This window comes from Candidatus Accumulibacter phosphatis (assembly GCF_000024165.1).
Taxonomy (GTDB): Bacteria; Pseudomonadota; Gammaproteobacteria; order Burkholderiales; family Rhodocyclaceae; genus Accumulibacter; species Accumulibacter phosphatis.
Window position 1 is genome coordinate 1,292,010 of record NC_013194.1, and the last position, 13,792, is coordinate 1,305,801.

Annotated in this window: 7 protein-coding genes; 2 read left to right on the forward strand and 5 right to left on the reverse strand. The window is 64.4% G+C overall.

Going from position 1 to position 13,792, the window contains the following annotated elements; genetic code table 11:
* Positions 1-11: 11 nt before the first annotated feature.
* Complete coding sequence (locus CAP2UW1_RS05640; protein WP_199931578.1) at positions 12-2,225, forward strand: helix-turn-helix domain-containing protein; 2,214 nt, start codon at positions 12-14, stop codon at positions 2,223-2,225.
* Here CAP2UW1_RS05640 and CAP2UW1_RS05645 read toward each other — a convergent pair.
* Positions 2,217-3,308, reverse strand: a complete 1,092-nt coding sequence (locus CAP2UW1_RS05645; protein ID WP_049778522.1) for a ShlB/FhaC/HecB family hemolysin secretion/activation protein — start codon at positions 3,306-3,308, stop codon at positions 2,217-2,219. The genes CAP2UW1_RS05640 and CAP2UW1_RS05645 overlap by 9 nt on opposite strands.
* Positions 3,305-7,354: a two-partner secretion domain-containing protein gene (locus tag CAP2UW1_RS23560; protein ID WP_015765701.1), complete on the reverse strand. Its 4,050-nt coding sequence runs from the start codon at positions 7,352-7,354 to the stop codon at positions 3,305-3,307. Before CAP2UW1_RS23560 ends, CAP2UW1_RS05645 begins: the two co-directional genes overlap by 4 nt.
* Before the next feature lie 299 nt (positions 7,355-7,653).
* On the opposite strand from CAP2UW1_RS23560, the gene CAP2UW1_RS05655 reads away from it, so the two are divergent.
* Positions 7,654-9,045 carry an EAL and HDOD domain-containing protein gene (locus tag CAP2UW1_RS05655; RefSeq protein ID WP_015765702.1) on the forward strand — a complete coding sequence of 464 codons (1,392 nt, stop codon included), beginning with the start codon at positions 7,654-7,656 and terminating at the stop codon, positions 9,043-9,045.
* Positions 9,046-9,163: 118 nt separating this feature from the next.
* Here the strand turns inward: CAP2UW1_RS05655 and accC are convergent, their stop codons facing one another.
* The 3 genes from accC to meaB all read right to left on the reverse strand — a co-directional run bounded on the left by accC (position 9,164) and on the right by meaB (position 13,776).
* Entirely contained in the window at positions 9,164-11,152 is a 1,989-nt protein-coding gene (gene accC, locus CAP2UW1_RS05660) for an acetyl-CoA carboxylase biotin carboxylase subunit (protein WP_015765704.1), read from the reverse strand.
* A gap of 19 nt (positions 11,153-11,171) precedes the next feature.
* Positions 11,172-12,704, reverse strand: a complete 1,533-nt coding sequence (locus CAP2UW1_RS05665) for an acyl-CoA carboxylase subunit beta (protein WP_015765705.1) — start codon at positions 12,702-12,704, stop codon at positions 11,172-11,174.
* 73 nt (positions 12,705-12,777) lie between these two features.
* Complete coding sequence (meaB, locus tag CAP2UW1_RS05670; RefSeq protein ID WP_015765706.1) at positions 12,778-13,776, reverse strand: methylmalonyl Co-A mutase-associated GTPase MeaB; 999 nt, start codon at positions 13,774-13,776, stop codon at positions 12,778-12,780.
* Positions 13,777-13,792: the final 16 nt, after the last annotated feature.

The window sequence follows — 13,792 nt, forward strand, 5'->3', positions numbered from 1 at the left end:
GGAGTGCGAAGGTGTTGAGACAGTCGTGGCTTCCGGGTTTTCCTGATGGTGCGCAGAAGGTAGGGGAAGGATTGGCGATTCTGGAGAAGGATGGCCAGGTGACCTACTTCGTTGGAGGGGACAACTATTTTTCGCACGCGGCAGGAGACGACGCCAGCCGAAGATTCGCGCTGGCCAGCCTGATGGAAAACGGGCACGTTAAGGCGGTGGAACTGGAAAGGGCACCGCTGAGCATTCCGCACCGCACGCTGATGAACTGGGTGGGACAAAGCCGCAAAGCGGGGCCATCGTCTTTCTTTCGGCCGGCGGCGCCGAGCAAGCCGCGGATCATGACGCCGGACAAGAGTGCCGAATGCGCGCGGTTGCTGAGCGAGGGAAAGCGACCGTCTGAAGTGGCGCGACAGGTGGGCGTCAAGGAGTCGACGCTGCGCAAGGCGATCCGTCGCCAGGGTGTGCCGCAGTTGGCGCCCCTGCCACCAGAGCGGGTGGAGTCGGCACCGGCGAGTACCAAGAGCGAGCGCAGCCGGGCGGATGCGGAAGCCGCTGCGGGGATGGGAACCGCCTGCACGCGCGCGGACGAGCGGATCCAGGCGGCGCTGGGGTTGGCGACCGGTGCAACGACGCGCTTCGAAGCGAGCCATGATGTGGCGATGGGAGGGCTGTTGGCCGGGCTACCGGCCTTATGCGCCAACGGGCTGCTGACCGGCCTGGGTCGCCATCTCAAGCTGCCACGGGGATTCTACAGCGCCTTGCATATCCTTCTCGTCCTCGGCTTCATGGCGCTGGGGCGAATCAAGCGTCCGGAACATCTGCGACAAACCCCGCCCGGAGAGCTGGGCAAAGTCATCGGCCTTGACCGGGTGCCGGAGGTCCGCACCCTGCGGGAAAAGATCACTCTGCTGGCCAAGACAGGCGACCCGGCGGCCTGGATGCGGGACCTGGCGAAGAACTGGATGGCAAGCGAGCCCGCAGAAGCCGGTTACCTTTATGTCGATGGACATGTTCGGGTGTATCACGGCAAGCAAGCCAATCTCTCACGACGCTACGTCTCGCGCGAACGCCTGTGCCTGCGGGGCACCACCGACTACTGGGTCAATGATGCCCTGGGTCGCCCCTTCTTCGTGGTATCGCAGCCGCTCAATGACGGACTCGCCGAGACCCTGCTCAAGGACATCGTTCCCCAGTTGCTGGACATCGTCCCGGCACAGCCGACACCGGGCGAACTGGACGCCGACCCGACCCTGCACCGGTTTGTGATGGTCTTCGATCGCGAAGGGGCGACCCAGAGTCTCCTCGGCAGACTCTGGAAACAGCGCATCGGCGCCCTGACCTACCGCAAGAACGTCAAGGCCCTCTGGCCCGAAGACGAGTTTCAGGACCAGGAAGTCCGTCTGCCGGCCGGCGGCAGCACCCGGATGAAACTGGCGATGCGCGAAACCCGACTCGGCGCCGACGCGAACAGCCTCGCCGTCAGCGAAGTCCGTCGGCTGACCCAGACCGGACATCAAACGGCCGTGATCACGACCGCCAGGCAACTCGGAAACACCACCATCGCGGGCCGGATGTTCGCCCGTTGGTGCCAGGAAAACTACTTCGCGTACATGATGGAACACTATGATATTGATGGACTTGTCGAGTACGGAGCCGAATCTCTTCCCGGCACTCACCCAGTCGTCAATCCCCGCTGGCGGGAGCTCGACAAAGCCGTCAGGCAAACCCGCCAGAGCGAACGAAAGCTCCAGGCCGAACTCGCCAGGACGGCGCTGAACGACGGCGGGGAAATCCAGAAAAACGCCGAGTCGGTTGAATCGCTTCAAGCCGTTCAGGAGGAACTCAAGCGACTTCTCTCAAAGCGCAAGGCAACCTCCCGAAAAGTGACGATCGACAGCCTGCCCGAGGCCGAGCGGCCGACCCAACTGCCGCCGCTGAACAAGATACTCTGCGATACCATAAAAATGGTCGCCTACCGGGCCGAGACCGCGATGGTGGCGCTATTACGCCGCCACTTGAAGAACGAGGACGAGGCGCGCGCGCTCATTCGCGAGTTGTTCGTTTCTGCTGCTGATATCCAGCCCAACACCGCCGCCAACACACTGACCGTCAAGATTCACCGGATGGCCAGTCCGGTCCATGATCGTGCCATCGCCGCTCTCCTGGACGAACTCACCCAACAGGAATTCCCGCATCCGGAAACCGGAGCAAAAATGACCTTTGCTCTAGTCTGAAGTGCCATCCGGGTTTCCTTCGAGATCCGGAAGTCTGAGGTTATTCAGGCGGGTGCGCAGCAGCGGATAGGTGACAAATCCGGCAAGCGAAGAGGCTTCGCCATTTGCGCGCAATGCCGACATCGTCGAATCGCCGCAGCACAGCCGGTAACGCGATTCGATGGCGACGACGCCGGCTCTCCAGCCATCATCGCCGAGGGGTAGCGCGTAGCTGCCGCGCACGAAGGAAGTGCCTTCGCTGACCAGGCCGCGCAGGCTCCACTGGTCGCCGAGTCCATAGGCGTCGTTGATCGCTATCCCGGCGCCCAGTTCCGCCCTGCCGGTGTAGCGGTTGCCGGCATTGTCCATGTCTATGGTGCCGGCGAGGACCGCTCCCTGCCCGGCCTCGATGAGGACGCGCGTACCGCCGAGTTCCTCGCCCGGTGTCAGTACCGCACGGGCGCTGGTTGCTGGCAGGTCGTTGATGAGCAGCAGGCCGCGCTCCAGGCGCTCTTCCTCGAGTGCGCTTCCTGGTGGCAGCGCGCCGGCCAGCATGGCGCGCAGCCTGTCGTCGGAGAGGCGCGTATCCGGTGCGCGCTTGATGTCGATACCTTCGACACGGCCCTCGATGACGCGCAGTTCGACGACGCCATCCTTGATCTCCTGCGGCGGCACGTAGGCGCGGGCGGCAAACAGGCCGCGCTTGCGCAACCACGCCTCGAACTTCGCGGCGACACGCTGCAGGCCGTCCACGCTCAGTAGCTGACCGGCGAAGGCGGCGAGGAAGGCCTGCGCCTCGGACTCCGCTACCGCACTCAGGCCGGTCACGCGAAAGGCTCGGACCTCGGTCTTCGGGCCGCTGTCGGTGGCACTCTTGGCACCGTCGACGGCATCGGGTGTGGGCGGCATGAAGGGCGCAGCGGGCGGCTGGTCGCGGCGGATTTCCTCGCGCAGCAGCGAACCGGCGTCAGGCGGTGGCGCCGCCCAGGCTTCGCTCGCCAGACAGAGGAGTAGCGGCGTCCAGATCAGCGTTGCCGCCGCGCGCCGTTGCCGAAGAACAGGATCGTGTGGCGGGCGCAGGGGCCAGGCTCCAGTGGTGGTCATGGCTTCTCTCCCGCGCGCCCCGGCGTCAGCAGATACTCGCCGCCTTCCGCGTGGCCTGCGGAAACGACGATGCCGTACTGCGGCACCTGTGGGAACTCGCTGGCCACCGCGGCCTTGATCGCGGCGTGCAGTTGCTGGCCCGAGGTCTCTTCCTTCATCTGCTCGAGCGACCGGATCAGGTTCCAGGCAAAGATCGAATGGTCGTCGTAGCCCTCGTCGGAAACGGGCTCCTCGCCGCCCGAGGAGAACGCCAGCACCGAGCGCCGCGTCAGCGTCTGCTCGCGGCTGACGCGGACGCTATCGGTCACCTTGCCTTCCCGGGTCAGCGAACCGGAGTAGCAACTGTCCGAGACCAGCATCACCTGTTTGGCCGGGATGTTGCGCAGGGCGCGGGCAATCGTCTGGTTCGAGATCCACTGGTATGGCGTCTGCACGTCAGCGTCGGTGGGCAGCCAGTAACCGGTGTGCGTGGCCTCGTCGAGATAACCGTGGCCCGAGTACATCACCAGCACGCTGTCGTTGCGCGCGGTGTTGCGGATCAGGTCGTTCAGGGCCTTGACCAGTTCCTGGCGGTCGGCATTGTCGACCACCCTGGTCTCGTAACCCAATCGGTCGCGCAGTTGCGCGGCGATGGCGTTGGCGTCGTTGATCGGGGTCTCGAGTTCGGGGATTGGCGAGCGGTAGGCGTTGTTGCCGATCAGCAGCGCCACCTTGCGTCTGACCGCCGGTTGGTAGCCGTCGTCCGCCGCTCGCAGCGGCGTGGCGATGCACAGCTCGCTGCGACCGTCAATGCAGTCCGGAATGTCGGCGGCGCCGGGATTCTTCGCCAGCACAGCCAGTGCGTCGGCAAAGAGCTGGCTGCGCGCCGCGTGTACCTGCCGGCTGATGGCCTGCAGGTCGCCAAGCTTCAGCACGCCGGCGAGCCGGGGCATGGTCGTGCTCGCGTCGACGATCAATTCCGGTGGAGGGGGGGGCGTTTTCGTTGTGGCGCTGGCCAGCGTACCTGTCGACGAGGCCTGGCTCGTTGCGCTGCCGCTCGGGAAATTGCTCATCGCCGCGCCACCGCTGCCCAGGCCTCCGGGGGGCGCGATGGCGGCCGACACCAGCCCGTTGGTCGGCGGATTGGCGGACGACTGCTCGTTGACCCGGGTATCGGTTGTGACGATGGCGCTTTTCACTTGACCGACGAGCGAGGAATCGCCTCCGCCGGACGTGTAGAACACCCGGTTTGCCGACAACAGGATGTCCCCTTGAATGCTGGCGCCGTCAAAGGACACGACATACCCGCTCAGGCCGTTCAGGTAGGTGGTGGACGGCTTGTCGGTGATCAGGGACCAGAAGCTGCCGGCCGGGAGCGTCAGAGCGCTGGCGCCGACATTGTTGGTGAAGCTGCCGCCCGCGCGTAGATCGATATGCGGCTGCACGCAGGTGCCGGTGCACAGTGGGTCCACGGTATAGACGGGGCCGAGGCCAAATCCGTAACCCCTGTCGACGGCGACAATCGGCGCGTTGAGCGTCATGTTGCCGCCGGTGTAAAGGAGGATGTTGACGGCGGTGATGCCATTGACACCATCGACCGAGCCAACCGTAATTCCCGTGCTGCTGTCGTTGATGAGCGCGAAGTCACCGACGCTACCGCTGCCCAGATCGGCGGCGACGGTGCCGATTCTGTTGCCACCGACCGCATCGACAAGAATGATCTCGCCGCTGCCGGTTGCCACCAGTTGTCTGGCGGTTATCGGCGCCGCAGCCGACTGGCGGACCTGGCCGCCACTGCTCAACTGGAAGCTGAGCAAGCCATCGGCATTGGTCAGGGAAATCGGCGCATTGATCTGGACGCCGCCGCTGCCGGTGTCGAAGAGCAGGCCAGACGCACCCGAACCGAAGGTGATGGGAGCGTTCACCACGACGCTGCTGCCGCCCAGATGCAGGTCTCCGGCATCGATATGGCTGGCGTCGAGGTCGGCGGCGACCGTCAGGGGGCCGCCGCCGCTCCATCCGATGACAATGTTATGGGCAGCCGGTGCATGCAGGGTGGCGATTTCTGCCGGGGAAAGGCTCAGCACGCCGGCGCTCGGGCTCGACTCGATGCGGATGGCGCGAGTCGAATCGAAAGCCCGGATGCCGATACTTGCTGCGCTGCTCGTCGTCGTGCCGGTCAGATCCAGGTCATTGGCGTGGTACTCGACGTCCGCCGCGTTCACGCGGCCGGTGCTCGAAACAGTCAGCGTCCCTGCTGTATCGATCTTGAAGACCCCCGGGGTGCTGACGGCACTGTTGATCCGGACACCCGCCAGCGCCTCAAGACCGATCCCCAACAGTCCCGGCCCGCCCGTGATCGGCGCGTCGATGGTGATGTTGCCGCCGGGGGTGCTCAGCGCCAGGTAACCGGCATGGATCTGGCTGCCGGCAAGCGCGGCCCCCACGCTGATGTCGCCGTTCTGTGTAAAGAGCACGATAGCCCGGTCTGCATCCGCACGCAGGGTGGCGAACTGGGTTGGCGTCAGGCTCAGGACGCCCGCGCTCGGCGTCGCTTCGATGCGGATCGAGCGGCCGGGATCGTTGGGCTGGATACTCAGCGTACCGGCGATGGCCGTCGTCGTGCCGCTCAGCACGAGGTTGTTGGCCTGGTAACGGACGGCATCGCCGCCGCCACCGCCGGGGCCGGTACCGGTGACGTTGGCGAAGACGTTCAGGGTGCCCGGCGCGGTGGCAGCGAAGCGTGAATTCAGCCCGGTTCCGGTGACGTTGCCGATGATCGTGATGTTGCGTTCGGCCACCAGGGTGAGCGCGTTGCCCGAACTCCACGACACGGGGTCATCGACGAAGATGTCGCCGGCGCCGCCAGGAGTACCCATGGTCGCCGTCTGGATGGTCACGCTGGTCGTCGCGAGGAGGCTCGACAGCGCTGGGCCGGTAATGTCGCCGCCGGATGGCACCGAACTGATGGTGTAGTCGTTCGGATCGATCAGCCAGTTTCCCGTCTTGCCGTAGGCTGCAGCCGTGGTGACGCGCGTGGAGGAATCGACTTTCACGCTGTGTCCGGATGTCTCGATGAAGCCGCCATCGCCGCCGCTGGGCGCGGAAGCGTCGAGGGTGCCAGCGACCTTGACGGCTCCGCCGAGCAGCTTGATCACTCCCTGGTGCTCGCTGAGCGTGGTGGCGCGGACGATGCCGCTGTTGTTGATGGCGCCGTTGGCCAGGCGACCGGCGGCGTCGGTGCTCATCAGGACCCAACCACCGTCGGCGGCTACGAGGTTCCTGTTGTCGATCAGGCCGGCGACATCGGCCCGGTCGACGCGGATTTCGATCAGCCGGTCGCCGGAAAAGTCGACGCGCAGTTCCTCACCGCTGGCCAACGCGACAGTGCCCAGTCGGGCGGCGATGATGCCTTCGTTTCTGACTTCCGGTGCGAGGAGGGCGATGTAGCCGCCGTCGGCGGCGGTCAGCGTGCCCTGGTTGACGATGCTGCCGGAACTCTCCTTCGTGAAGCGGTAGTTGCCGCTCATGAAATCGTCGTTGCCGAGCCTGAGGCTGGCGGCCAGCAGGCCGCCGACATCGACGCGGGCGGTGGGGCCGAAAAGGACGCCGCCGGGGTTGAGCAGCCAGACCTGGCCGTTGGCGGAGAGGCGACCGTCGATGACCGAGCGTCCGCCGTCGGCGCCGACGCGGTTCAGTACTATCGCCGAGGCGGAAGGCTGTTGGAAGCGGACGGCGGCATCGCTGCCGACATTGAAGCTGCGCCAGTCGATGACGGCCTTGGCGGATGTCTGGTCGATGCGCATGCTGCTGCCCGTCTGACTGATCGTGGCACTGCCGGCGGTGACGACGCCGCCGGTGGGCAGCGCCGTTGCGGCGAGCACGGACGCCGCCGGCAGCGATAGCAGCCCGATGGCGGCAAGCAACAGGGATTGCTGTGCCAGTCCATGCGCCGGGCCGCTGCCGTCGGTTGGGTGCGTGTGCCGATGCGCATGGCGCGCATGAGCCGGGTCAGGCGTTGGCAAGGCGAGGTTCGTGCTTACGGCTGCCGGGTGGGTGAGGTTCACTGCCGTTCTCGTGTCGTTGAGGGCATGAGCTTGCCCAGTGTCTGGGCCGCACTATACTCCTCCTGCCATGACAGAGGCAAATGCCGACCGGCGTTTCCGGGATCACCGCCGACCGGGGCGACGCCGCGAGGTTACGGGACAGAGAGGTGACCCGAAGAGAGGGCTTTGCCGGGTCTGCCTGGTCTGCCGGTGGTCAATCGTCGATTGACCACCGTTGACGGCGCCACATATACTCTCTGCGCTGCGCGCGTGATGGCCCGCGGGAATGACAAGAGCACACCCGGGAGTGGAGGAAACCGATGTTCAGAGGCCTGCTGTCGTTTTTTCGCACGAAGACCGGGAACGCGCCTGCCGAGGTCCCGCCGGTGGCCAAAGTCGCCGTCGCCGATGTGGGCAGGCCCGATGTCGGCCGGCCGGAAAGCCAGACGTATCTGCGGCATCGGCCGATACTCGATCGCGAACAGCGCGTGGTTGCGTATGAACTCACCGTGGAGAGGCATCGAGCGCTGCATGCCCACCAATGGCAGGCGACGTCGCGCAAGCTTTTCGGTGATGTCCTGCTTTGGCAGTTTGCGCAGGCGAGGCTGGATGCCCTCCTCATGCAGCGTCTGGTGTTTCTGCCGGTGGGTATCGGGATCATCGACCACCCGGCGCTGGCCAGCCTGCCACGGCGTAACGTCGTGCTGCAGATTGCCTGGCACGATGAGGGTAGCCCGGGTTCGCCGAGCACGCTGCTTGCCGGTATGACCCGGCTGCGCGAACTCGGGTTTTCCCTTGCCTGCGCCCACGATCTCATGGACGGCGACGACGGATTGGCGGCTTTGGCGGACTACGTCACGGTCGACGTGGGCCAGATGGCGCCACCCGATCTCCTCGACGTGCAACGCCGGCTGTCGGGCCGCCACCAGCAGAAGCCGCTGATGGCAATGAACGTCGACTTCATCGAGATGTACCACGCTTGCCGCAAGATGCGCTTCGGGTATTTCCACGGTGACTTCATCAGTTGTAGCGAGGAGGCGGAAGGCAACGTCGATCTTCCCCCGTACAAGGTGGCAGCGATGGAACTGCTCAATGCGATTCGCCGGCAGGCCAATCACGACGAACTCGCGGAAAAGGCATGGTCCGACCCGACACTGGTGTTGCGTCTGCTGCGCGTCGTGAATTCGCCTGCCATTCGTCTGCGCGCGCCGATCAGCGATCTGAAGCAGGCCATCACCTACCTCGGCTACGACGAACTCTACCGCTGGGTAACGCTGCTGCTGTTTTCCAGTCATCGCCCGGAAGACAGGCAGCCGATGGAAAACGCCTGGCGCGAAACGGCCCTCGTGCGCGGGCGCTTCATGGAGGTGCTCGCCGCCGGGCGCCTGAACACGCTGGAATGCAGCCAGCTGTTCGTTGTCGGCGTCCTGTCGATGATCGACAAGCTGTTTCGCATGTCGATGCAACACGCCGTGGAGAAGTTCACGCTGCCACCGGAAGTGTCGAATGCGCTGCTCAATCACCAGGGAAAATTTGCCGGCTATCTCGAACTGGCGTTGGCCTGCGAGAGTGGTGATCAAGCGTCGATCGAGACCCTGGCCGCAGATTGTGGCTTCGACCTGAACGCCGTCAACAGATGCCAGATCGAGGCGCTGGAGTGGGTCCTCGGGTTCACCGAGGCCGCGGAAGAGCTTGCTCGAGACGCCGGTTAGTCGGCGACGGCACGGCCGCCTGCAGCGGCGGTGGTTTCAGGGGTTCCTTGCCGCCAGAACAAAAAGCCCGCCTTGCGGCGGGCTTCCATGGGGAGCCAGGCATACAGCCAAACCAGACTCATTCGAACTCGATGATCACCTGATCCACCGACAGGCTCTCGCCGGGTGCAGCGACGACCTTCTTGACCTTGCAGTCGAGTTCGGCCTTGAGGACGTTTTCCATCTTCATCGCTTCGATGACGGCCAGCTTCTCGCCGGCACTGACCTGCTGTCCGGCGACGACCGACACTTCGCGCAGCAAGCCGGGCATCGGTGAGAGCAGGAACTTCGAGAGGTCCGGTGGCAGCTTCTTGGGCATCAGTGCCAGCATGCGGGCAGCGTTGGCGGTCATCACCGTCGCCTTGACCTGCTTGCCGAAGTGCACGACACGATAGAGCAGACCGATGCGTTCGAGTTGCAGACAGATCGGCGCACCGTTACAGGTGCCGTGGAAAACGAGTTCGCCGAATTTCCAGTCGGAAACCAGGTCGTAGCGGTCGGCGCCGTGCGTCACCGAGTAGCCGCCGGGGATCGGTTTCACCACCACAGGGTAGTCCTTGCCCTCCATCTGCACGACCCACTCGTCGCCGACCTTGCGCTGGTGGCCGGCCATCTGGCCGCTGACCTGGACGGCGCGATCGATATAGCGGCGACGGCCGAAGGCCGCCAATGCGGCGAGAAGCCCCGGATCGTCATGCACCACGTCGGCGGCAACGAAGCCATCCGGATACTCTTCGGCGAGGAAGGCCGTGGTGAACACGCCCGAAAGGAAGCGCGGATTCTGCATCAGCGCCGCCTGGAAGGGAATGTTCGAATCGATGCCGCGAATCACGAACGCGTTGAGCGCGTCACGCAGTCTGGCGATCGCCTGGTCGCGGGTGCCGCCGTGGCAGATCAGCTTGGCGATCATCGAGTCGTAGTACATCGAGATCTCGCCGCCTTCGAAGACGCCGGTGTCGACCCGGACCTGACCTTCGACGGTCTCCGGCGGCCGGTACTTGACCAGGCGGCCGACGGAAGGCAGGAAGCCGCGGAAGGGATCCTCGGCGTTGATCCGGCATTCGATCGCCCAGCCGTTCGGCTTGATGTCCTCCTGCTTGAACGGCAGGGGTTCGCCGGCGGCAACGCGGATCATCAGTTCGACGAGATCGACGCCGGTGATCATCTCGGTGACCGGATGCTCGACCTGCAGGCGGGTGTTCATTTCCAGGAAGTAGAACGACTTGTCCGAGCCGACGACGAACTCGACGGTGCCTGCGCTCTGGTAGTTGACGGCCTTGGCGAGTGCCACCGCCTGCTCGCCCATCGCCTTGCGGATCGTGTCGTCGATGAACGGCGAGGGGGCTTCCTCGAGGACCTTCTGGTGCCGCCGCTGGATCGAACACTCGCGCTCGAGCAGGTAGACGGTGTTGCCGAAGGAATCGGCGATCACCTGGATCTCGATGTGATGCGGGCCTTCGACGAATTTCTCGATGAACACGCGGTCGTCGCCGAAGCTGTTGCGGGCTTCGTTGCGGCAGGCCTCGAAGCCCTCGAAGGCTTCCTTGTCGTTGAAGGCGACGCGCAGTCCCTTGCCGCCGCCGCCGGCGGACGCCTTGATCATCACCGGGTAGCCGATTCCCTTGGCGATTTCGACGGCCTGTGGCGAGTCGGCGATCTCGGCATTGTAGCCAGGGATGGTGTTGACCTTCGCTTCCATCGCCAGCTTCTTGGAAGCGATCTTGTCGCCCATCGCGGCGACCGAATAATGCTTCGGGCCGATGAAGATGATGCCGTTATCCTCGAGGCGGCGGGAGAACTCTTCGTTCTCGGAGAGGAAGCCGTAGCCGGGGTGTACCGCCTCGGCACCAGTCGCCTGGCAGGCGGCGATGATCTTGTCGATCACCAGATACGATTCCTTGGAGGCGGCGGGGCCGATACATACGCCTTCGTCGGCCATCAGTACGTGCATCGAGTCCTTGTCGGCCTCGGAATAGACCGCGACCGTCTTGATGCCCATTTTCTTGGCGGTCTTCATGACCCGGCAGGCGATCTCGCCGCGGTTGGCGATCAGAATTTTCTTGAACATCTCTATTTCTCCCCGTCGATCAAAGCGGAATGTTGCCGTGTTTGCGCCACGGGTTTTCCAGCTGTTTGTTGCGCAGCATTGCCAGAGAGCGGCAGATGCGCTTGCGGGTCTCGTTGGGCATGATGACGTCGTCGATGAAGCCACGTGCGCCGGCGACGAAGGGGTTGGCGAACTTGGCCTTGTATTCGGCCTCGCGCGCCGCCAGTTTGGCCGGGTCGTTCTTCTCCTCGCGGAAGATGATCTCGACCGCGCCTTTCGGTCCCATGACCGCGATTTCGGCCGATGGCCACGCGAAGTTGACATCGCCGCGCAGGTGCTTCGAGGCCATCACGTCGTAGGCACCGCCGTAGGCCTTGCGGGTGATCACGGTGATCTTCGGCACCGTGCATTCGGCGTAGGCGTAGAGCAATTTCGCCCCGTGCTTGATGATGCCGCCGTACTCCTGTGCGGTACCGGGCATGAAGCCGGGAACGTCGACGAAGGTCACCACCGGGATGTTGAAGGCGTCGCAGTAGCGCACGAAGCGGGCGGCCTTGATCGAGCTCTTGATGTCCAGGCAGCCGGCCAGCACGAGCGGCTGGTTGGCGACGATGCCGACGGTGGAACCGTCCATGCGCGCGAAGCCGATGACGATGTTCTTGGCGTACTCGCGTTGCAGTTCGAAGAAGTCACCGTCGTCGGCGACCTTGATGATCAGTTCCTTGATGTTGTACGGTTTGTTGGCGTTGTCCGGGACCAGCGTGTCGAGCGAGAAGTCGAGACGTTCGGCCGGATCCTGCGACGGCAGGCGCGGTGGCTTTTCGCGGTTGTTCGACGGCAGGAAGCTGATGAAGCGGCGAATCATCATCAGGGCTTCGACGTCGTTCTCGAAAGCCAGATCGGCGACGCCGGACTTGGTCGTGTGCGTGATCGCGCCCCCGAGTTCTTCGGAAGTGACGTCTTCATGCGTCACCGTCTTGACCACTTCCGGGCCGGTGACGAACATGTACGACGAGTCCTTGACCATGAAGATGAAGTCCGTCATCGACGGGCTGTAGACCGCACCACCCGCGCACGGTCCCATGATCAGGGAGATCTGCGGTACGACGCCGGAGGCGAGAACGTTGCGCTGGAAGACATCGGCGTAACCGGCGAGCGAAGCCACGCCTTCCTGGATGCGCGCACCGCCCGAGTCGTTGAGACCGATCACCGGCGCACCGACCTTGATCGCATGATCCATGACCTTGCAGATCTTCTCGGCATGCGCTTCCGAGAGCGAGCCCCCGAAGACGGTGAAGTCCTGCGAGAAGACGAACATCAGGCGACCGTTGATCGTGCCGCAGCCGATCACGACGCCGTCACCGGGCACCGACTGTTCGGCCATGCCGAAGTCGTTGCAGCGGTGCTCCTTGAACATGTCCCACTCTTCGAAAGAACCACTGTCGAGCAGGAGCTCGATGCGCTCGCGGGCAGCCAGTTTGCCCTTGCTGTGCTGGTTGTCGATGCGCTTCTGGCCACCACCCAGACAGGCCGCCGCGCGCTTTTCTGCTAGCTGGCGAATAATGTCATGCATATGTTCTACTCCCTAACGGTCGCGTCAATCAGAACTACAAACAAGTCGGAGGTTTCGTTGCAATAGCCAAGAGTCAGTGCTTTAGATAGGTCAGCAGTCGTGAAGCGGCTGCTCCGGGCGTCGTTCGCCCTTCGGCGACGTCTGCCGAGAGTTCCGGCAGCGCCGAGCGGACTGCCGGATGCGAACGGAAATAGTGACGCAGGCCCGAGTCGATCAGATTCCACATCCAGTCGACGGCCTGTCGACGGCGCTTCTCTTCGAACTCGCCGCTGGCCGTCATCGTCGTCTGGTAACGTTCGATCTCGGCCCAGAATTCGCTGATGCCGCGCTTGGCGAGCGCGCTGACGGTGAGGACCGGCGGCCGCCAGTTCGGGCTGGCGCTGCGCAGCATGGTCAGTGCGGCCTTCATCTGGCCGCGGGCAAAAGCCGCGGCGCGTTCGTCGATATCGGCCTTGTTGAAGACCACCAGGTCGGCGATTTCGACGATGCCCTTCTTGATCGCCTGCAGGTCGTCGCCGGCGTTGGGCAACTGCAGCAGGACAAAGATATCGACCATGCCGGCGACAGTCGTCTCGGACTGCCCGACGCCGACCGTCTCGACGATGATCACGTCGAAACCCGCTGCTTCGCAGACCAGCATCGCTTCGCGCGTCTTGTCGGCGACGCCGCCCAGCGAGCCGGACGACGGGCTGGGCCGGATGAATGCCTCGTCGCGCTGGCACAGGAACTCCATACGCGTCTTGTCGCCGAGAATCGAGCCGCCGGAAACCGACGACGAGGGATCGACGGCGAGCACGGCGACGCGCTTGCCGGCTTCGATCAAATAGAGGCCGAGAGTCTCGATGAAGGTCGACTTGCCGGCGCCCGGGGCACCGGAGATGCCGACGCGAATCGTCCGGCCGGTGTGCGGCAGCAGTGCCGTCAATACCTGGCGGGCACGCCGCTGATGATCGTGGTGCGTCGATTCGACGAGCGTGATGGTCTTGGCCAGCGCTCGCCGACGACCGGCCAGCACCCCTTCCACGAGATGCTGGTCGGCAGCCGACAGGCTGGTGGCAGAGGTGCTGGTCATGTCCCTAACCAAACGT